A 20,554-nucleotide genomic window follows, 5' to 3' on the forward strand; every position below is an offset into this window, starting at 1 on the left:
CGGTCAGCCCTCTACCAGTTCGCCGGCTTCCAGCACCAGCCGGCGCTGGCAGCGCTCTGCCAGGTTGAGGTCGTGGGTGACCAGCACCAGGGTGGTCCCCTCCTCGCGGTTGAGGCCAAACAAGAGGTCAATGATGTGGGCACCGGTGCGGGTATCGAGGTTACCGGTGGGTTCGTCGGCGAACAGGATGGCCGGACGGGCGGCAAACGCCCGGGCAATGGCCACCCGCTGCTGCTCGCCACCGGACATCTGCCGCGGGTAGTGCTGCAGGCGCTGCGCCAGTTCCACCCGCTGCAGGTACCGCTCCGCCTCCTGGCGAGGATTGTCCCGGCCCATCAGTTCCAGCGGCAGCATCACGTTCTCCAGCGCAGTCAGCGCCGGCAACAGCTGGAAAGACTGGAACACGAAACCGATCTCCCGGCCGCGGAACAATGCCCTGCCATCCTCATCCAGCTGGCCCAGGTCGGTGTCACCGATAACGACCCGGCCAGCGCTGGCCTCGTCCAGCCCCGCCAGCAGGCCCAGCAGGGTCGACTTGCCGGATCCCGAGGCGCCGACGATCGCCACCGTCTGCCCCGACTTGATTTCCAGCGTAATCCCTTTCAGTATCTCCAGCTCACTGCCGCCCATGGGCACCCGTTTCTGGAGATTTTCGGCTTTTATCATGCAGTTTTCCCTTTACCGCCTGTTACGTGCATTCACGCCGCTTGGATTGCTGTTGCTGGTCCTGGTCACCAGCAATCCGGCACGGGCGAATACGCTCCTCGTCGTCGGGGATAGTATCAGCGCGGCCTATGGTATGTCGCTGGACAAAGGCTGGGTGGCCCTGCTGGCGGGTCGAATGGCCGGGTCTTACCCCGACTACAGTGTGGTCAACGCCAGCATTTCCGGGGAAACCACTGATGGCGCCCTGCGCCGGATCGACAAGTTGCTGCAGCAATACCAGCCATCGGTCGTGCTGATCGAGCTCGGAGGCAATGACGGCCTGCGCGGTTTCCCGATCAAGCGCTTTCGCGATAACCTGCAGCAACTGGCGCAGCGCAGCCAGGTGGCGGGCGCCAGGGTGATTATCGCCGCGATGCGGATTCCCCCCAACTACGGCAGTCGCTACGCCGATAGTTTTTACGCCAGCTTTGGCCTGGTGGCGCAGGCTACCGAGAGTATTCTCGCCCCGTTCATCCTGGAAAACATTGCCACCGAGCCGGGCTTGATGCAGGCTGACGGTATCCACCCCACGCTGGAAGCCCAGCCCATACTCCTCGACAACCTTTACCCCTATATCGAAAAGGCCTTGCAATGACCACCGCTAACACGCTCTGGCAGGAACTGCAGCAAGGTGACCGCGACCACGTCTGGCACCCCTACGCCGCGTCGCCGCCCACCGGCGATGTTTACCCGGTCACCAGCGCCCGGGGCGTCAGGCTGACCCTGGCCGACGGCCGCGAGTTGATCGACGGCATGGCCTCCTGGTGGTGCGCTATTCACGGCTACAACCACCCCCTGCTCAACCGCGCCGTGCAGGAACAGCTGGGCAAGATGTCCCACGTCATGTTCGGCGGGCTGACGCATCCGGCGGCGGTAAAACTCGCCCAATCACTGGTTAGGCTGACCCCGGAACCCCTGTCACGGGTGTTCTTCAGCGACTCCGGGTCGGTCGCCGTGGAGGTCGCCCTGAAGATGGCCATCCAGTACTGGCAGGCCTGCGGCAAGTCCGAAAAACAGAAAATAGTTGCCCTGCGCAGCGGCTATCACGGTGATACCTTCGGTGCCATGTCGGTCTGCGACCCGGTGACCGGCATGCACCACCTGTTTGGCGATGTGCTCAGCAAGCAGCACTTTGTCAGTGCCCCGGATTGCTCCTTCGACGGCCCCTGCCCGGAAAGCGCGATGACCGAAATGGCCGACCTGCTGAGCCGGCGTCACCGCGAGATTGCCGCGGTCATTGTCGAACCGGTGGTCCAGGGCGCCGGCGGCATGCGCTTCTATTCACCCGACTACCTGCGCAAGTTGCGCGCCCTGTGCGATGCATTCGATGTACTGCTGATATTCGATGAAATCGCCACCGGCTTTGGCCGCACCGGCAAGCTGTTCGCCCTCGAGCATGCGAAGGTCACGCCCGACATACTCTGCCTCGGCAAGGCCCTCACCGGCGGTTACATGACCCTGGCCGCCACCCTGTGTACTACGGATATTGCTAAAATAATCAACCACAGTGAAGCCCGCGCCTTCATGCACGGCCCCACCTTCATGGCCAACCCCCTGGCCTGCGCCACCGCAAACGCCAGCATCGAGTTGCTGCTGTCGCAGCCCTGGACGCGCACCGTGCAGCGGCTGAACCTGCAACTGGAGGAGGGCCTCAGTCCGGCACGCAAACTTCCCGGGGTCAGGGATGTGCGCACCCTGGGCGCAATCGGGGTGATCGAACTCGATGCAGCGGTGGATATGGCAAAGGTGCAACCGATGTTCGTCGAGCGCGGCGTCTGGGTCCGCCCTTTCGGCAAACTGGTCTACACCATGCCGCCCTACATCATGGGCCAGCAGGATGTGGCGACCCTGACCGGTGCCATGGTTGAGGTGGTCGCGGCACTTTAGGGCCCGACTCGATGCCGCACTCAAGGTTGTACATGGCGGTTCGACCTAATATATAGTGGCCTAGCCAGATAGCGACAGGAATAATAACGCCGGGCATGTCCATCAGAGAACAAACCCCGCTGCAGCTTGCGTTCTACCGGGTCATATTCGGTACCGAAACCCCCGCCGGCAAGTGGTTCGACATCTGCCTGATCATGGTCATTCTGGCCAGCGTGCTGGTGGTAATGCTCGATTCCATTCCCCGCTACAACGAAAGCTACGCGCTGCTGTTCCTGCAGATCGAATGGGGCTTTACCCTGCTGTTTACCGCCGAATACCTGGTGCGACTGTGGTGTGCGCCAAACCGCAAAGGCTACGCCCTGAGCGTTTACGGGGTGGTGGACCTGCTGGCGCTGCTGCCCACCTATATTTCCCTGTTCGTCCCGCAAGCCGCCTCCCTGCTGATCATCAGGCTGTTGCGCATCCTGCGTATCTTCCGGGTGTTGCGCCTGCTGACCCTGCTGGACGAGGCCAACGACCTGGCCCGTGCGCTGCACAACTCGACTCGCAAGATCTTTGTTTTCTTCTCGCTGATGATGATACTCACCACCATTTTCGGCTGCCTGATTTATGTCATCGAGGGCCCGGAGCACGGCTTCAACAGCATTCCCCACAGTATCTACTGGGCTATCGTCACCATCACCACAGTAGGCTATGGTGACGTGACCCCCATGACTCCCCTGGGCCAGGCACTGGCCTCGGCCGGCATGCTGATCGGCTACGCGGTGATCGCCGTTCCCACCGGTATCGTTACCGCGGAACTGACCCTGTCACAGCGCCTGAAAAAAGAACGCCTGATTCGCTCGTCCCGCAACTGCACGACCTGTGCCCATGTGGAAACAGACCCGGGCGCGCACTACTGCCGGCACTGCGGCAGCCAGCTGCCGGCGCCCGGACACCAACCAGAAACTGAACACAAGGAAACCAGTTGATGAAAGCAAGCAACCGCAGCGCCCTTGCCGGCGCACTAGCCGCTGTTCTCGGACTGGCCGCCCCGGGCGCGCTGGCGCAGGGAGCGCTTGAAGAAGTGGTGGTCACCGCGCAGAAACGGGAGCAGAACCTGCAGGACGTCCCGGTGGCGGTGTCCGCTTTCAACGCCGCGACGCTGGAACAGTCCGGGGTCAAGGACATGTTCGACCTGCAGAACAACGCCCCCAGCCTGATCGTGTCCCAGAGCCAGACCTCGACCACCACCAGCTTCTCCATCCGCGGGATTTTCACCAGTTCCCAGAACTTCGGCCTGGAGCCCTCGGTCGGCCTGTACGTGGACGGTGTTTACCGTGCCCGTCAGGGGTCGATGATCAACAACATGGTGGACATTGCCAGTGTGGAAGTCCTGCGCGGTCCCCAGGGCACCCTGTTCGGCAGGAACACCCCCGCCGGCGCGATCACCATGAATACGGCGGCTCCCGACTTCGAGGGCTCCGGATTCCTCCAGGGCACCGCGGGTAATTACAACCTGGTCGACGTTAACGGCGCCAAATCCTTTACCCTGATCGAGGACACCCTGGCCATGCGCGCCACCGGTTTCTACATGGAGCGGGACGGCTATGTGGACATAGTCGGCGGCGGGGACGACGTTATCAACGACCGTGACCGCTGGGGCGCGCGGCTCTCCGCGCTGTACCAGCCTACTGACCAGTTGACGGTAAAAGTCATCGCCGACTATTCGGAAGTAGCGGAAATCTGCTGCGCCGCCGGCTCCTGGAAAAACAACTTTTTCGCCCAGGACCTCCCCCCCGGTTCCGCACCCAAGCCCGGAACCGACAGCAACACCGTAGCCGCGGGCGGCACGGTCGTCGACCAGCGGGACTTCTATGACTACGCGGTAAGCGTTGCCTACCCGCCGCGCTCGGAGAATGAGGACCGCGGTGTCTCGATGCAGATCGACTGGGCCACCGATACCTTCCTGGTCACCAGTATCACCGCCTATCGCGCCCACGACTCCTACGATAACAGTGACATCGCCTTCAACGACCTCGGCGGGGCCTTCCGCATCAATGACGCCAGCCAGGACCAGTTCACCCAGGAACTGCGCATCAGCGACAGCACTGAACGCCTCAATTATGTAGCGGGACTCTACTACTACGAGCAGTCGCTGGATAACGACCGGCAAACCAATGTCGGTGGCGGGCTCAGCAGTATTGTCGGCCTTCCGGCGAACGCCTTCATCGAGGGCACCGGGGCCACCGACCGCAACGAGCAGGATCACACCAGCTATGCGGTATTCGGCCAGGTGGACTACAACCTGGGCGACAGCCTGGTGTTAACCGGCGGCCTGCGCTGGACCTATGAGGACAAGGACCTGCGCAATACCTACACCCAGGACGCGCCGGAGGCACTCAATCCACTGCTGCCCAACTGGGGCTTCTACCTGTTCCCGCCGCTGTCACCCCAGCCCGATGTAAGCGAACAGTTTGACGACGACCGGGTCACCGGCACCCTCAAGCTGAGCTGGTTCATGAATGACCGCACCATGTTCTATGCTTCCTACGGCACCGGCTACAAATCGGGTGGCATTAACGGGGACCGGATCGAATCGCAATTCGAGGTGGTATTCGACGCCGAGAACTCCGAGTCCTATGAGCTGGGGATGAAAGCCGAGTTCCCGGACCAGGCCCTGCGCCTGAACGTGGCCCTGCACCTGACCGATACCGAGGACCTGCAGACCAACTCCTTCCAGGGCGGTGGCTTCACCCTGGCCAACGCCGGTACCGCGGAAACCTATGGCGCTGAGGTAGACCTGTACTGGCTGCCCACCGACAGCACCGAGCTTACCCTTGCCTATGCCTACAACCACGGTGAATACGCCGACTTCGAGGGCGGTCCCTGCTGGACCGGCACCCCCTGGCACAGCAACGCGCCCGACCCGGGCCAGTTGCCGGACGGCAGCTGTGACCGCAGCGGCGGCGACATATCCGGTAACCCGGAAAACGTGCTGGTGCTCACCGCCAACCAGGATTTCCCGCTGTCTGATGCGATTACCGCTTTCCTGTACGGCGAATATGTGTACACCGACGAGCGCATGACCGACGTCAACAACGACCCGGTGAAGTACGATGAGGCCTTCAATATTGTCAACCTGCGCGCGGGGCTGATTTTCGAGCGCTACAGCACCCAGTTGACCCTGTGGGGCCGCAATGTCACCGACGAGGACTCCACCGACACCATTTCAGACACCCCCGGACAAACCGGTCGTTTCATCGCCTACTACAAGGAACCGGCCACCTGGGGCCTGACCCTGAGAAAAGATTTTTGATGTAACTCCGGGCGCCCGCCAGGGTGCCCGAATCACCCCCTCTCCAGCGCCGGTCATACCTGCTATAATGCCCGGCCAGATTTTCCGTGTAACAGACCATGCCGACCCCTATCCATTCCTACCGCAAATACTGGGCTGAATGCTTCGGCCCGGCGCCGGAACTGCCCACCTCCAGGGCGGAGATGGATGCGCTTGGCTGGGACAGCTGCGACATTATCATCGTCACCGGCGATGCCTACGTGGACCACCCCAGCTTCGGCATGGCGGTCATCGGCCGCCTGCTGGAGGCCCAGGGTTTCCGGGTCGGGATTATCGCCCAGCCCGACTGGACCAGCGCGGAGCCGTTCAAGGTGCTCGGCAAACCCAATCTGTTCTTTGGCGTTTCGGCCGGCAACATGGACTCCATGATCAATCGCTATACGGCGGACCGCAAGCGCCGCAACGACGACGCCTACACCCCCAACAATGAGGGTGGCAAACGCCCGGATCGGGCGGTGATCGTGTACAGCCAGCGGGTGCGCGAGGCCTACCGCGATGTGCCGCTGGTCATCGGCAGCATCGAGGCCAGCCTGCGCCGTATCGCCCACTACGACTACTGGAGCGACAAGGTCCGCCGCTCGGTGCTGCTGGACAGCCGCGCCGACCTGCTGCTCTACGGCAATGCCGAGCGCGCCATTGTCGATGTCTCCCACCGCCTGGCTGCCGGCGAGTCCATCCACGACATTCGCGACCTGCGCGGCACCGCTTTCGTGCGCAAGCGCATTCCCGACGGCTGGCGGGTGATCGACTCCACCTCCATCGATCCCGTTGGGCGCATAGACAGGATCGCCAGCCCCTACCAGGACGTGCGCACCGCCGAGTGCGCCAGCGACGAGGTGGCGGTGCAACAGGGCGAGGACGTCGTGCGCATCCTCGACCGGGTGGACGACAAGCGCCCGGCCGTCATAAGGATCCCGTCCTACGAACAGGTAAAAGACGATCCGGCCCTCTACGCCCATGCCTCGCGCATCCTGCACAAGGAAACCAATCCGCACAATGCGCGACCCCTGATCCAGGCCCACGGCGACCGTGAGGTCTGGCTGAACTCGCCGCCGATTCCGCTGGAGACGGACGAACTGGACTGGCTGTTCGAGTTGCCCTACACCCGCCTGCCCCACTCCAGCTACGGCGATGCCCGGCTGCCCGCCTATGAAATGATCCGCCACTCGGTCAATATCATGCGCGGCTGCTTTGGCGGCTGTACATTCTGCTCCATTACCGAGCACGAGGGGCGCATCATCCAGAACCGCTCGGAAGAATCGATCCTGCGTGAGGTGGAAAAGATTCGCGACACCTCACCGGCATTTACCGGGGTGATCTCCGACCTCGGCGGCCCCACCGCCAACATGTGGCGGCTCGCCTGCAAGAGCAGGGATATCGAGGCCAAGTGCCGCAAGCTCAGCTGCGTATTCCCGGGCATCTGCAAAAACCTGAATACCGACCAGACACCGCTGGTAGAGCTGTACCGCAAGGCCCGGGCGCTGGAGGGGGTGAAAAAAGTGTTGATCGCCTCCGGGCTGCGCTACGACATAGCGGTGGAAACCCCCGAGTACGTCGAGGAACTGGTCAGCCATCACGTGGGCGGTTACCTTAAAATCGCCCCGGAACACACCGAGGATGGCCCGCTGGACAAGATGATGAAGCCGGGCATAGGGACCTACGATCGCTTCAAGGCCATGTTCGAGAAATACTCGAAAGCGGCAGGAAAGGAGCAGTACCTGATTCCCTATTTTATCGCTGCCCATCCGGGCACCTCGGACAGGGACATGATGAACCTCGCCCTGTGGCTCAAGCGCAACAGGTTCCGCGCCGACCAGGTCCAGACCTTCTACCCCTCGCCCATGGCCAGCGCCACGGCGATGTACCACAGCGGCAAGAATCCCCTCAAGCGCATTACCCGCGACAGCGATACCATGCCCACGGTGAAAGGCCTGTCACAGCGCCGCCTGCACAAGGCCTTCCTGCGCTATCACGACCCGAACAACTGGCCGACACTGCGCAAAGCGCTGAAAAAGCTGGGCCGCAGTGACCTGATTGGCAACGGTAAAATGCACCTGGTGCCGCCGCGGCAGCCGGGCAAGCGCCATGCAGTAGTCGAACCGGGCAGGCCCTTCGCCACCCAGCACAACGGCCTGCCACGCACACCAGGTCCACGCCGCAAGCTGAACAAGCGCCGCTAAGCGGCGGCACAGCGTCGGCCTAAAGCCAGCGCTTGCAGCGAAACACCAGCGCCAGGGCAGCGGTCAGGCCCAGGCACACGGCCACGACTATCCAGAACGCACTGCTATTTTCCACCCCCGGCATGCCGGCGACATTGATTCCCATCAGGCCGGTGAAGAATCCCAGCGGCAGGAAAATAGTCGCCACCACGGTAAAAATATAGGAGCGTTCGTTCATCTGTTCCGATACCCGGGTGAACAGCTCCTCCTGCGCCAGGGCGGCTCGGTCCCTGATCTCGTCCACGTCTTCTATGTAGCGCATCTGGCGGTCATTGGTTTCCCGCAGGCGCAGGCGGTTGATCTCGTCCAGCCAGCTCAGGTTTTCGCTGGCCAGGCGGTTCATGGCCTCCCGCTGGGGTGCCAGGTAACGCCGCAGGGAAATGGTTTTCTTGCGCAGCTGGGCGATCTGCACCCGCAGGCCGGAGGTTTCACCGCCGAGCACGCGCTCTTCCAGCGCCAGCACCTCGTCCTCGAGCTGTTCGATGGTGTCGTTCATGCGCAGCACCACCCGGTCAATCCAGGTCACCAGTAATTCGGCTGCATTGCGCGGGCCATTGCCGGCTTCCAGTTCCTCGATCACATCCTGGGTCGAAACCAGCTGTCGGCGCCGGGTACTGATCAGGCGCTGGCCGTCAGTCCACAGGCGCAGTGACACCATGTCCTCGGGGTCGTCGCCGGGGGACAGGTTTACGCCGCGCAGGGCCAGCAGTAAATTGTCTCCGCGATTCAGGGTGCGCGGCCGGGTCTCATCGGTAATCAGGGCAGCTACCGCAATGTCATTCAGGCCGCTTTCGTGCTCCAGCCAGTCCCGGGTCTCGGTCTCCTCGAAATGGAAGTGCAGCCACAGGTAGCCCTGCTCCGCTTGCCAGTTGCCCACATCCTGCCAGGGCAGGCGCAGGCAGCCGCCACTGCCATCGAGCAGGATGGCATGAAGTAGTCCTTGGGGTGCTGCGGTTTCTGTCATGAACACCTTCCTGTTGTGATAATCGGGGACGCAGATACGGCCGGCTCAGGCCTGCTCCAGACGCTTTTTGGTGTGCCGGGTCGCCACCGCCTGCAGGGGGTCGTCCGGCCACGGGTGTTTGGGGTAGCGCCCTTTCATTTCCTTTTTCACGTCCTGGTAGCTGCTGCGCCAGAAGCCGGCGAGGTCCTGGGTCACCTGCAGCGGCCGCTGGGCCGGCGACAGCAGGTGGACCTGCAGCGCCACCCTGCCGCCGGCGATCGTGGGCGTGTCCTCGCAACCGAACATTTCCTGCAGCTTGACCGCCAGCACCGGCGGCCGCTGGCTGTAATCGACGGCAACACTGGATCCGGAGGGCACACTGATGCGTTCCGGGGCCAGGCGCTCCAGCTCCAGCGGCAAGGGCCACGGCAGCAGGGCGTGGAGAATCGCTTTCAGATCCAGCTTCTGGAAGTCCTCCAGCCGGTTGACGGGGCCCAGGTAAGGCAGCAGCCACTGCTCCATGCTATCCAGCAGGGCCGCCTCGGCAAGATCGGGCCAGGGGTTTTGCGGATCGCTGCTGCAGGCCTCGTGCAGCAGCCGCACGCGGTCACGCCACTGTTGCAGGGACCTGGTCCAGGGCAGTATGGCCAGTCCGCGACGGCGTACCACACCGAGCAGTGCCTGGCTGCGGGACTCCTCGGGGACCTCCGACAGCGGCTCCACAGCAACCTGCAACTGCCCGCACAGGGTGCGGCGCTGGGCAACAAAACGTTCCAGACGGTTATCCCAGTCCACCATGTCTTCCTCGCGGACCAGCGGCGACAGGATATCGCTGAAGCGTTGCGGATTGAGGCGAACCGCACTGAAGATCCGGTCCGTGCTCTGTCCCGCCTGGCTGCCGATGTCCGCTACCGCCAGCCAGGGCTCGCGCGCCAGGGCATCCTCTGCCGGCAGATGCGCACTGCGGCCGTTACCCAACTGGTAGCCTTCGCCGCTGTCGCGGCGGCGGGCAATGCGGTCGGGATAAGCGCTGGCCAGCAGGACCCCCAAGACATCGGCGGAATCCACCGCTATGGCGAAGCGCCGCGGCTTGTGAATATCACTGGCGATGCGGGCAAAACGCCTGGCCTGCTGCCAGATGCGCCGGAACCAGCCCTGGGCCTCCTGGGGACAGCGCTGCTCCCCCAGCAGCACCGCCAGGGTGCCGGCCAGGTCAGCGCCAGTGCCGGCCAACGGATTGCGCTCGGAGAGTACCGCGGCCACCAGGCAGGCGGTTTCCGTGGCGTGGATATCGCAGCCCACCAGCAGCATATGGGCCAGCCTGGGATGCAGGGGCATTTGTGCCAGCCTGACGCCGTGGGGGGTGAGCTGGACCGTCTGCGTCTGGTTGTAGAACAGGGCGCCACAGCGCTCGAGGATGTCCAGGGCCTGCTGCCAGGGGACCGCAGGGGGCGCATCCAGCCAGGCCAGTTCGCCCGGGTCGCTGACGCCCCAGGCCAGCAACTGCAGCGCCAGCGGCGCCAGGTCTGCCTGCAGGATCTCGGGGCTGGACTGGGCCACCAGCCGGCCGTGCTGTTCCGCGGACCAGAGCCGGTAGCAGTGACCGGGACCAAGCCGGCCCGCCCTGCCCTGGCGCTGTTCCGCGGAGGCCCGGGATATGCGCCGGGTGGTCAGGCGCGTCATGCCCGTGGCCGGGTCAAACAGGGCCTCGCGAACCAGCCCGGTGTCGACCACAGCAGTGATGCCCTCGATGGTCAGGCTGGTTTCGGCGACATTGGTGGCCAGCACCACCTTGCGCTGTCCCGCCGGCGCCGGGGCGATGGCGCGCTGCTGTTTCTCCAGGCTCAGGCTGCCGTGCAGTGGCGTCAGCACCACGTCCTCGACATCGCCAGTGGCCAGGTGCTTGGCCAGTTCCCGGCCGGTGGCATTGATCTCCCGCTGGCCCGGCAGAAAGACCAGCACGCTGCCCGACTGCTCCCGCAGCGCCCGGCGTACCGCTGCTGCCGCCGCCGGGCCGATAGGGTCCTGCAGGCGATGGGTGGCGCCGAAGTGCGTCGCCACCGGGAACTGGCGACCGGTCGAGGTGATAATCGGCGCGTTATCCAGCAGTCTCGCCACCGCCTCGCCATCCAGCGTTGCCGACATGACCAGCAGGCGCAGCGGACTGGACTCGCGAAACAGCTGGCGCCCCTGCAGGCACAGGGCCAGACAGAGATCGGAGTCGAGGCTACGCTCATGGAATTCGTCGAAAATGACCAGGCCCACGTCCTCCAGCCCGGGGTCGTTTTGCAGGCGCCGGGTGAGGATGCCCTCGGTGATGACCTCGATACGGGTCCTGTCGCTGGTGCGGCTCTCCAGGCGGATGCTGTAACCGACGGTCTCCCCGACCGCCTCGCCCAACAGTTCCGCCATCCGCGCTGCGGATGCCCGGGCAGCCATACGCCGGGGCTCCAGCATCACAATCCTGCGCCCTTCCAGCCAGGGCTCACGCAACAGCGCCAGCGGCACGGCGGTGGTCTTGCCGGCGCCGGGGGGCGCCTGCAATACTGCCTGGCCCTGGGCGGCCAGTGCCGCACGCAGTTCGGGCAGGGTTTCCAGTACCGGGAGTTCATGGGATTCGCTGATCGTCATGGCCCCATCTTAGCGAAGGGCGCTGCCCCAGGCCACGAAAAACGGAGATCGCTACGCACCATAATCGCGCCCTGCGCACCACAAGGGAACAACGATCATCAAACCGACACCTGCCTGCAGCCCCCGTGTCACAGAAGCAGGCCAGAATGGGGCCGGTGGCAGGAATCTTGCTGTGTGTTTTAAGCATTTACTGACGCCAGCGCAAACACCGGAGTGAAGCACAATGACCAGCCTGGAAAGCCATCTGCAAACCGTTGCCAACAGCCCCCGGCACGGCAGCGGTCGCATCGCCTTTTTTGACCTCGACCGCACCCTGATTGCCGGCTACTCGATCCTGGCCCTGGCGGTGGAGACCGCCCGCCACGGCGCGGCCCGGGGCAAACTGCGCGAGGCTGCCGGCCTGTTGCGGGACGTGGCCCGGCAAAAAGGGGCCGGCAAGGGGCCCCAGTACCATCAACTGGTCAAGCGGGTGGCGGGCGCGCTGGCCGGGCTGCCGGAATCGACGCTGCAGGAACTCGGTGAACGGGCCTGGAATAACAGCGTGGCCCGCAGCCTCTACCGGGAGGCGATTTCCCTGGTAGAAGCGCACCGCGCGGCCGGAGATCAGCTTGTCATCGTCTCCGCGGCCAGCCGCTACCAGGTTGAGCCCGTTGCCAGGGCCCTGGGGATCAGCGAGATTTGCTGCACCCGGCTGGAAGTGCAGGACGGCCGGTTCACCGGCCAGGTTATCGCCCCGCTGTGCTATGGCGAGGGTAAAACCATGGCCGCCCGGCGCATGGCGCGCAAGTACCGCTGCGCCCTGGCCGACAGCTGGTTTTATGGCGATTCCAGCGCCGACCTGCCCCTGTTGCAAAAAGTGGGCAGGCCGGTTGCTGTCAATCCGTCGGAAAAGCTGGCGCTGCACGCGCGCAACAGGCAATGGCCGCAACTGCAGTTCGACAGCCGCGGCATGCCGCAGCTGGAGAACATCGCCCGCACCCTGCTGGTGGCAGAATCGATGATTGCCACCACTGCATTCGGCGCCGTCAGCCGTCGTATCGGGGTGAACGCCAAATGCAACGCCAATCGCATCACCCGCCTGCTCGGTGATATCGGCAGCGGCTTTGCCGGCCTGGACGTCGAGATCGAGGGGCACGACAACCTGCGCCGTGATCGACCCTGTATCTACGTATTCAACCACCAGAGTCTGCTGGACTCGCTGGTGCTGGCCCACCTGCTGCGCGAGGACGTGGTGGCCCTGTGTAAAAAGGAAATGGCCGACAAACCCGTACTGGGCCAGATGCTGCGCCTGGTGGACACCATTTTCGTCGACCGGCGGGAAACCGACCAGGCCGAGGTGCTCAGGCAATGCCTGCAGACTCTCGCCAGCGGCCGTTCACTGGTGATAGCGCCCGAGGGCACCCGCAGTACCCTGGGTGACATACAGCCCTTCAAGCACGGCGCTTTCCTGCTCGCCAAACGCGCCGGCGTGCCGATTGTTCCCATTGTGCTGCACAATGTGAAGGACGCCCTGCCCAAGGGCGGGCTGATGCTGCGGCCGACCACCATCCGGGTGACGGTGATGGCACCGATTGCCGCCGGGGAAATCGGCAGTATCAGGGCCTGCTGCCGCGAACTGGAAGAGCGCTACTGCCAGTTGCTCGGCGCTTCGGACCAGGCCGCCCTGCCCTACATCGCGACCGCCTGACTACCACTGCACACCGGCCGGCGGCTGGTAGCTGTCCAGCACGCTGACATAGTTGGCACGCAGGAAGGCCGCGGAGTCGGTGGCGTTGGCCTGGCTGACGCTGCCTTTCATCTGGCTGACGGACTCGTATTCTTTTTCTTCCAGCCAGTGGCCGAGGGCCTTGATTACGGCGGCGATATGACCGGGCCCGCGGCGCAGCAGGGCACTGCACATGTGGGTGACATCGGCACCGGCCAGCAGCGACTTGAGCACATCGCGCAGGTTGTGCACGCCACCGGTGATCGCCAGCGAACAGCGGGTCCGGCCGTGGAGTATCGCCAGCCAGCGGATGCGAAGCAGTGATTCTTCCGACGTCGACAGCTCCAGCTTCGGCGTCACTTCCAGGGTATCGAGATCGATATCGGGCTGGTAGAAGCGGTTGAATACCACCAGGCCGTTGGCGCCCGCCTCCTCCAGTCGCAGGGCGAAGTTGAACGGCGAGGAAAACTGTGGTGACAGCTTCATGGTAATGGGGATACTCACCCGCTCCCTGACCGCGGTCAGCACTTCCACATAGCGGTTCTCCACCGCGCAGCAGTCCTCCCGGGGGCCGGCGGGAATATAGTACACGTTGAGCTCCAGTGCATCTGCGCCCGCCGCCTGCAGCGCCTCGGCGTAGCTGACCCAGCCGCCAGGCGTGGTGCCGTTGAGGCTGGCTATGACCGGTATTTCCAGCGTGGCTTTCAGCGCCTCCAGCTGCGCCAGGTACTGCTCCTCGTAGCTGGTGTAGCTGTCGGGGATGGGATGGAAGCTGTCCGCCTCGCCATGACCCAGTGCCTGCTGGTGAAAAAAGCGGTCCAGGCGCGCGTCCTCCTCCTCGATCTTCTCTTCAAACAGCGAATGCATGACCAGTGCCGCGGCGCCCGCATCCTCCAGTCGGCGAGCCGAATCCAGGTGCTTGCTCAAGGGGGAGGCAGAGGGTACCAGCGGGTTCTTGAGGTCAAGGCCGAGGTACTGTGTTGTGAGATCGACCATCTTACTGGCCTCCTTGCGTGGTGGTATCGCCTTTGACATTGGCTTTGGTTGCCTTCGCTTCTGCCAGGGCCTCGCCATCGGACCAGTCAAGCTCGGACAGCTGATGGTAGAAGTGATAGCGGTGATTGACGAACTTCTGCTCCTGGGCCAGCAAGGCCTCCGCCACCTCCGGGTGGCTGTGCCAGAGCATGTTGAAACGGGTCTCGGTCTGGACGTAGTCGCGGTAGGGAATGCTCGGCGCTTTCGAGTCCATCTTCATCGGTGGCCTGCCGGCGGCGATATGTTCCGGGTTGAAGCGGAACAGTGGCCAGTGCCCGCTCTTCACCGCCAGATCCTGCTGCTGGTGGTTGCGGGACATGTCCACGCCGTGGGCGATACAGGGCGACAGGGCCAGGATCAGGCTGGGGCCGTCGTGGGCCTCCGCTTCCAGGAACGCGTTGAGTGTCTGGGTATCCTTGGCGCCATAAGCGACGCGTGCAACGTAGACATTCTCATACTCCATGGCCAGCAGGGCGAGGTCTTTCTTGCTGGTGGCCTTGCCGCCGGAGGAGAATTTTGCCACCGCGCCTCGCGGGGTCGCCTTGGAAGTCTGGCCGCCAGTGTTGGAGTACACCTCGGTGTCCAGCACCAGCACATTGACGTTCTCGCCGGAGGCCAGCACATGATCCAGGCCGCCATAACCGATGTCGTAGGCCCAGCCGTCGCCGCCGATTATCCACACACTCTTGCGGCACAGGTTCTCGCTGAGGGTCAGCAGGCGCCGGGCCTTGTCATCGTCCACTTGCGCCAGCGCCTGATCGAGGGTGGCGACCCGCTGCCGCTGCTCGTAGATCTCGGCTTCATTGCTCTCGCTGGCCTCGAGGATCTCGGTGACCAGTTGCCCGTCCAGCTGATCGCGCAATTCGGAAAGCAACTGCCGGGCCATGTCCCTGTGCTGATCCACGGCCAGGCGCATACCCAGGCCGAACTCGGCGTTGTCCTCGAACAGCGAGTTGTTCCAGGCGGGTCCCCGGCCATCCGGTGTGGTGGTCCAGGGTGTGGTTGGCAGGTTGCCACCGTAGATAGACGAGCAGCCAGTGGCGTTTGCCACCAGCATGCGGTCGCCGAACAACTGCGATGCCAGTTTGACGTAGGGTGTCTCGCCACAGCCGACGCAGGCGCCGGAGAACTCGAACAGGGGTTGCAGCACCATGGAGCCGGCGATGGTGTTGGTCTTCAGTTCGCTGCGGTCGAACTCCGGCAGGGAGACAAAGAATTCCCAGTTTTCGCGCTCGGTCGCCCGACGCTCGGGCTGGGCGGCCATATTCAGGGCCTTGCGGCTGACATTGGATTTATCCCGGATGGGGCAGATATCCACGCACAGGGTGCAGCCGGTGCAGTCCTCGGGGGCCACCTGGTAGCTGATGTGATAACCCTCGGGATAGCCCTTGGCCTTGACCGGCGCCGACTTGAATCCCGCTGGCGCGGATGCCAGTTCGGACTCGTGAAACACCTTCGAGCGGATGGCGGTGTGCGGGCATACAAACGGGCACTTGCCACACTGGGTGCAGAGTTCGGTCTCCCAGACCGGTATCTCCAGGGCCAGGTTGCGCTTTTCGTAAGCGGCGGTGCCCAGCGGGAAACTGCCGTCGCCGGGCATCTGGCTTACCGGAATAAGGTCGCCGCGACCGGCGATGATTTCGGCGGTGACTTTGCGGACAAAGTCGGGCACCGCTGCGACGGCCTGCTCGACCTTCATCTCCTCGCCTACTGCCCCCGGGGTGATCGGGTGCAGGCTGGCCAGGGTCTCGTCGATCGCCCTGAAGTTGAGCTCGATAATGCGCTTGCCCTTGCGCCCGTAAGTCTTCTCCACCGCCTGCTTGATCGAGGCGATGGCCTCCTCTGCCGGAAGAATCCCGGAAATGGCAAAAAAGCAGGTCTGCATAATGGTATTGATGCGCTTGCCCATGCCGTTGCTGGCAGCGACGCCATAGGCGTCGATACAGTAGAAGCTGATTTCCCGCTCGACAATCTGGCGCTGGTAGGATGTCGGCAGCGACTGCCAGGCCTGGTCCGCCGGCTGTGGCGTGTTGAGCAGGAACACCGCCCCGGGGCGGGCGTAGGCAAGTACGTCGTATTTTTCCAGGAAGGCCGGCTGGTGGCAGGCCACGAACTGGGCGTCGCCATGGCCCACCAGGTAACTGGAGCGGATCCGGTCGGGGCCGAAGCGCAGGTGAGAAATGGTCACCGCCCCGGACTTCTTGGAGTCGTAGACAAAATAACCCTGGGCGTGCAGGTCGGTATTCTCGCCGATAATCTTGATGCTGTTCTTGTTGGCGGAGACCGTGCCATCGCTGCCCAGGCCGTAAAACACCGCCTGGAAGGTGGCATCGTTGGCCGAGGTGCGGAAGCTGTCATCCCAGTCCAGGCTGGTATGGCTGAGATCGTCGTGAATGCCGATGGTGAAGTGGTTTTTCGGCTGCGCCCGGGTCAACTCCTCGTACACCGCCTTGATCATCCCCGGGGTAAATTCCTTGGACGACAGGCCATAGCGGCCGCCGATCACGCGCGGCATGGCAGCAAGGCGCCCCTGGCCGGAGCCACTGTCCTGGGCCAGGGCGGTGACCACGTCCTTGTACAGTGGTTCGCCGTCGGCGCCCGGTTCTTTGGTCCGGTCCAGCACTGCCACCGCCTTCACGCTGTCCGGTAGCGCGGCAATCAGCGCCTCGGCCCTGAATGGCCGGTACAGGCGGACCTTGATAGCGCCGACCTTTTCGCCCCCGGCGACCAGGTAATCCACGGTTTCCTCGACCGCCTCGGCGCCGGAGCCCATGATGATCACCACCCGCTCGGCCTGCGGGTGGCCAAGGTACTCAAACAGCCGGTACTGGCGCCCGGTAAGAGCGGCAAACTGGTCCATCACTTCCTGAACGATCCCGGGTAGCGCCTGGTAGTAGGGATTGACCGTCTCCCGCGCCTGGAAATACACGTCCGGGTTCTGTGAGCTGCCACGCAGCACCGGATGCGCCGGTGACATGGCCCGGGCACGGTGAGCCTGTACCGCCGTCTCGTCAATCATCTCGCGCACTACGGCCGCATCCACGAGTTGCAACTTGGCGACCTCGTGCGAGGTGCGGAAACCATCGAAAAAGTGCAGGAAGGGAATCCGCGACTTGAGGCTGGCGGACTGGGCCACCAGGGCCAGGTCCATGACCTCCTGCGGGCAGTTGGAGGACAGCATGGCAAAACCGGTCTGGCGGGTGGCCATGACATCGGAGTGGTCACCGAATATGGACAGTCCCTGGCAGGCCAGGGAACGGGCGGCAATATGAAATACAGTGGGCGTCAGTTCGCCGGCAATCTTGTACATATTGGGGATCATCAACAGCAATCCCTGTGACGCCGTGAACGTGGTCGCCAGTGCCCCGGCCTGCAGGGCGCCGTGAATCGCCCCCGCAGCCCCGCCCTCGCTCTGCATCTCTACCACCCGGGGTATATTTCCCCACAGGTTGGTACGGCCGTTGGCGGACCAGTCGTCAGCAAACTCCCCCATGTTCGAGGAGGGGGTTATCGGGTAGATGGCGATGACTTCACTGGTCAGGTGGGCGATTGTCGCCGCCGCCTGGTTGCCGTCGATGGTTACGGTGTTGGCTGAACTCATGACCCTGTCCCGAAAACTTTACGAACAGCAAGCATAGGCCCGATCCGGGCGTTGGGTATTGATCCGCATCAGTAAGCCGGGATTGAACGCCAGGTGGGAGCCAGCGACAGCGCCCCGGATCAGCCCGGGTCGGGGAGAGGAGGATTAGCGGAGGGTTGTGGCCCCTGCTCCGGCTGCCGCCTATAATACCCGGCTGGCCCACCTTGTACCGAGCACTACATGTCCGTTTTTGACAAAGACAACCAGCCCCTGAGTGAGAAAGCCGCTCTCGAACGCCACATCGAGATGGCCCTGGCAACCCCGCAGCCCGCCGGACTGCAACTGGAACTGGTCTACCGCGCGATCAAGAGCCTGTTCAATCCGGTGGTGATGGGCGAGGAAAACCTGCCGGACAAGCCCTGCCTGTTTGTCGGCAACCATTCGCTGTTCGCCCTCGATGGCTGGGTACTTGGCCCCGTATTCCTGCACGATCTCGGTCGTTTCCCCCGGGGCCTGGGTGACAAGTTCCTGTTTGCCAACGAAAAAATCGGCAACGCCGTTCTCCGCACCGGCGGCGTGATGGGCCATCCGCAGGTTTGCTCCGCGCTGATGAAAGCCGGCAAGGACCTGCTGGTCTTCCCCGGCGGCGCCCATGAAGCGGTGAAACCGGCCCGGGATATTTACGAATTGCAGTGGAAGGAGCGCTACGGTTTCGTCAAACTGGCGGCGAAACACGGCTACACCATCATGCCCTTCGGCATCGTGGGGCCCGACGAATTTTACGGCCACCTGATGGAGGGCGAGGACCTGCCGGACACGGCACTGGGGCAGTTACTCAGGCGCCTGGGGATGATTGACGAAAACACCCGGTCGGACATGCTGCCGCCCATACCGGTCGGCGCCCTGGGAACCCTGTTCCCCAAGCCCCAGCGCTGTTATATCGGCCTGGGCGAACCCATCGACCTGGCGCAGATGAAAGGCAAGACCCCGACCAAACGCCAGCAGGAAACAATACGCGCCCAGGTCGCGGAGCAGATCGAGATCCAACTGGCGGAGTTGCTGTTCGCCCGCGCCCAGAACCGGGGCAAGGAAGGCCTGCTGCGGCGGCTGCTGACAATTTGACGGCCCGCGCCAGCCGGCCTTATTCCTGCATCACCCGGGCGAGCCGCTCGGGTTGGCGCCAGCGGCCGCGGTACAGCCGTACCGCATAGCAGACAGCGATGCTCTGCAGCATCACCACGAATACCCACCAGGACACCAGCGGGTCCAACTGCCAGACGACGATCACGAAATACTGCGCCAGCAGCATCAGCCAGTGCAGTGAAGTCGAGGTCCACATCACCCAGCGGGTATCGCCGGCACCGCGCAGGGCACCGCCGGCGATAAGAAGCACAGCATCCGCCAGCATATAGGTGGTAAGGCCTATCATCATGGCCGAGGCCAGTTCCCTGATCTCGTTGAAATGCTGGTCCCCGGTGGCAAACACGTCCACCAGTTCCACCCGGAACATCAGGTACAGCACGGCCAGCAGGCCCGAGTAGCCCAGGGCCAGGATCAGCCCGGAAGAAATCACCTGGTTGGTCCGGGTCATGTCGCCAGCACCGACGAAGCGGCCGATAAGGCTCATCACCCCGATATTGAGCCCCATCATCGGTACGAAAGAGACCATGTCCCAGTTGAATACAATAGCCATGGAGGCGCCCTGCACCACGCCGTAACCCTGGAACAGCAACAGGAACACATTGAAGGTGCCGGTATTCATAAAGCTCTCCAGCGCCGAGGGCACACCCAGCCGCAGATAGCGGCGCATTACGCCGCGGTCGAAGGCCAGCGACTCGCCCACGGAAAACTGTTGACGATGCGCGCGACTGAGGTAAAAGCAGAGGAATAGCAGTATGGTGGCGAACTGGGCGAACACGGTACCGGCGGCAGCGCCCACAATGCCCAGTTCGGGCAGGCCGAACTGGCCGAAAATCAGCATCCAGCTGAGCGGTATGTTGATGCAGATGCCGATAACGTCCACTGCCATCACCACCCGGGTCCGGCCTATGCCGACAAAGTAAGAAGCCAGGCAAGCCTTCACCAGGTGGAAGAACCCGCCGCCCATCAGGGTGTAAAAGTACATCCGCTCCAGCGGCACCTGGCGGGGGTCATGACCCATGTGGTCAAACGCCAGGCCCATGCCGACACCCACGATTGCCAGCAGTGGCAGGGATACCACGGCGATTATGACCCCCTGGCTGACCACCCGCGGACAGCGCGGAAACATGCCGGCCCCATAATACTGGGCCACCAGGGCGTTGCCGTAGCTGATCAGGCCGATAAACAGCGACAGGCAGAAGAACGAGGCCACGCCGCCGCCCATGGCGGCGGCAATGTGCACCGAATCGATTTGCGACATGAACCAGCGGTCGGTGAATACCATGACCGCAAACGCTCCCTGGGAAATCACCATGGGCAGCGAAAGGCGGAACAGTTCCCGCAGCGTTGTCAGCGAAAGGTAGGGCACGAT

Annotated in this window: 13 protein-coding genes; 7 read left to right on the forward strand and 6 right to left on the reverse strand. The window is 63.4% G+C overall.

All coding sequences use genetic code 11. From position 1 onward, the window contains the following. Positions 1–3: 3 nt before the first annotated feature. Positions 4–666 (reverse strand): ABC transporter ATP-binding protein, encoded by a 663-nt coding sequence (locus DWB85_RS03325; protein WP_117952792.1) that lies wholly within the window; start codon positions 664–666, stop codon positions 4–6. Between DWB85_RS03325 and DWB85_RS03330 the strand changes: the two genes are divergently transcribed. From DWB85_RS03330 to DWB85_RS03350, 5 genes are all read left to right on the forward strand, one after another. Continuing rightward, positions 665–1,300: an arylesterase gene (locus tag DWB85_RS03330; protein ID WP_117952793.1), complete on the forward strand. Its 636-nt coding sequence runs from the start codon at positions 665–667 to the stop codon at positions 1,298–1,300. The two genes, DWB85_RS03325 and DWB85_RS03330, sit on opposite strands and share 2 nt — an antisense overlap. Next, entirely contained in the window at positions 1,297–2,592 is a 1,296-nt protein-coding gene (bioA, locus tag DWB85_RS03335; protein ID WP_117952794.1) for an adenosylmethionine--8-amino-7-oxononanoate transaminase, read from the forward strand. Before DWB85_RS03330 ends, bioA begins: the two co-directional genes overlap by 4 nt. A gap of 95 nt (positions 2,593–2,687) precedes the next feature. Continuing rightward, on the forward strand, positions 2,688–3,563 hold the full coding sequence (locus tag DWB85_RS03340; protein ID WP_162845988.1) for an ion transporter: 876 nt from the start codon (positions 2,688–2,690) through the stop codon (positions 3,561–3,563). Continuing rightward, positions 3,563–5,890 carry a TonB-dependent receptor gene (locus DWB85_RS03345; RefSeq protein WP_117952796.1) on the forward strand — a complete coding sequence of 776 codons (2,328 nt, stop codon included), beginning with the start codon at positions 3,563–3,565 and terminating at the stop codon, positions 5,888–5,890. The genes DWB85_RS03340 and DWB85_RS03345 overlap by 1 nt, the downstream gene beginning before the upstream one ends. 98 nt (positions 5,891–5,988) lie before the next feature. After that, positions 5,989–8,109 (forward strand): YgiQ family radical SAM protein, encoded by a 2,121-nt coding sequence (locus DWB85_RS03350; RefSeq protein ID WP_117952797.1) that lies wholly within the window; start codon positions 5,989–5,991, stop codon positions 8,107–8,109. A gap of 19 nt (positions 8,110–8,128) precedes the next feature. Here DWB85_RS03350 and DWB85_RS03355 read toward each other — a convergent pair whose 3' ends face one another. Next, the gene (locus tag DWB85_RS03355) at positions 8,129–9,112 is read right to left on the reverse strand and encodes a zinc transporter ZntB (RefSeq protein ID WP_117952798.1); all 984 of its coding nucleotides are present in this window, start codon (positions 9,110–9,112) and stop codon (positions 8,129–8,131) included. A gap of 45 nt (positions 9,113–9,157) precedes the next feature. Next, positions 9,158–11,722 (reverse strand): ATP-dependent helicase HrpB, encoded by a 2,565-nt coding sequence (gene hrpB / locus DWB85_RS03360; protein ID WP_117952799.1) that lies wholly within the window; start codon positions 11,720–11,722, stop codon positions 9,158–9,160. 223 nt (positions 11,723–11,945) lie between these two features. Between hrpB and DWB85_RS03365 the strand changes: the two genes are divergently transcribed. Beyond that, positions 11,946–13,409: an HAD-IB family hydrolase gene (locus tag DWB85_RS03365; protein WP_117952800.1), complete on the forward strand. Its 1,464-nt coding sequence runs from the start codon at positions 11,946–11,948 to the stop codon at positions 13,407–13,409. On the opposite strand, the gene DWB85_RS03370 is transcribed toward DWB85_RS03365, so the two are convergent. Both DWB85_RS03370 and nifJ read right to left on the reverse strand, forming a co-directional pair. After that, entirely contained in the window at positions 13,410–14,423 is a 1,014-nt protein-coding gene (locus tag DWB85_RS03370; RefSeq protein ID WP_117952801.1) for a dihydroorotate dehydrogenase-like protein, read from the reverse strand. A gap of 1 nt (position 14,424) precedes the next feature. Further along, positions 14,425–18,063, reverse strand: coding sequence for a pyruvate:ferredoxin (flavodoxin) oxidoreductase (nifJ, locus tag DWB85_RS03375; protein ID WP_117952802.1), 3,639 nt, complete (start codon positions 18,061–18,063; stop codon positions 14,425–14,427). A gap of 219 nt (positions 18,064–18,282) precedes the next feature. Here nifJ and DWB85_RS03380 point away from each other — a divergent pair, with 219 nt between their 5' ends. Beyond that, the gene (locus DWB85_RS03380) at positions 18,283–19,164 is read left to right on the forward strand and encodes a lysophospholipid acyltransferase family protein (protein WP_117952803.1); all 882 of its coding nucleotides are present in this window, start codon (positions 18,283–18,285) and stop codon (positions 19,162–19,164) included. Positions 19,165–19,183: 19 nt separating this feature from the next. Here DWB85_RS03380 and DWB85_RS03385 read toward each other — a convergent pair whose 3' ends face one another. Next, a complete protein-coding gene (locus tag DWB85_RS03385) occupies positions 19,184–20,551 on the reverse strand; it encodes an MATE family efflux transporter (RefSeq protein WP_239017202.1) in 1,368 nt (455 codons plus the stop codon). Between the last annotated feature and the right edge of the window lie 3 nt (positions 20,552–20,554).

The sequence above is a fragment of the Seongchinamella sediminis genome (assembly GCF_003457605.1).
Lineage (GTDB): Bacteria > Pseudomonadota > Gammaproteobacteria > Pseudomonadales > Halieaceae > Halioglobus > Halioglobus sediminis.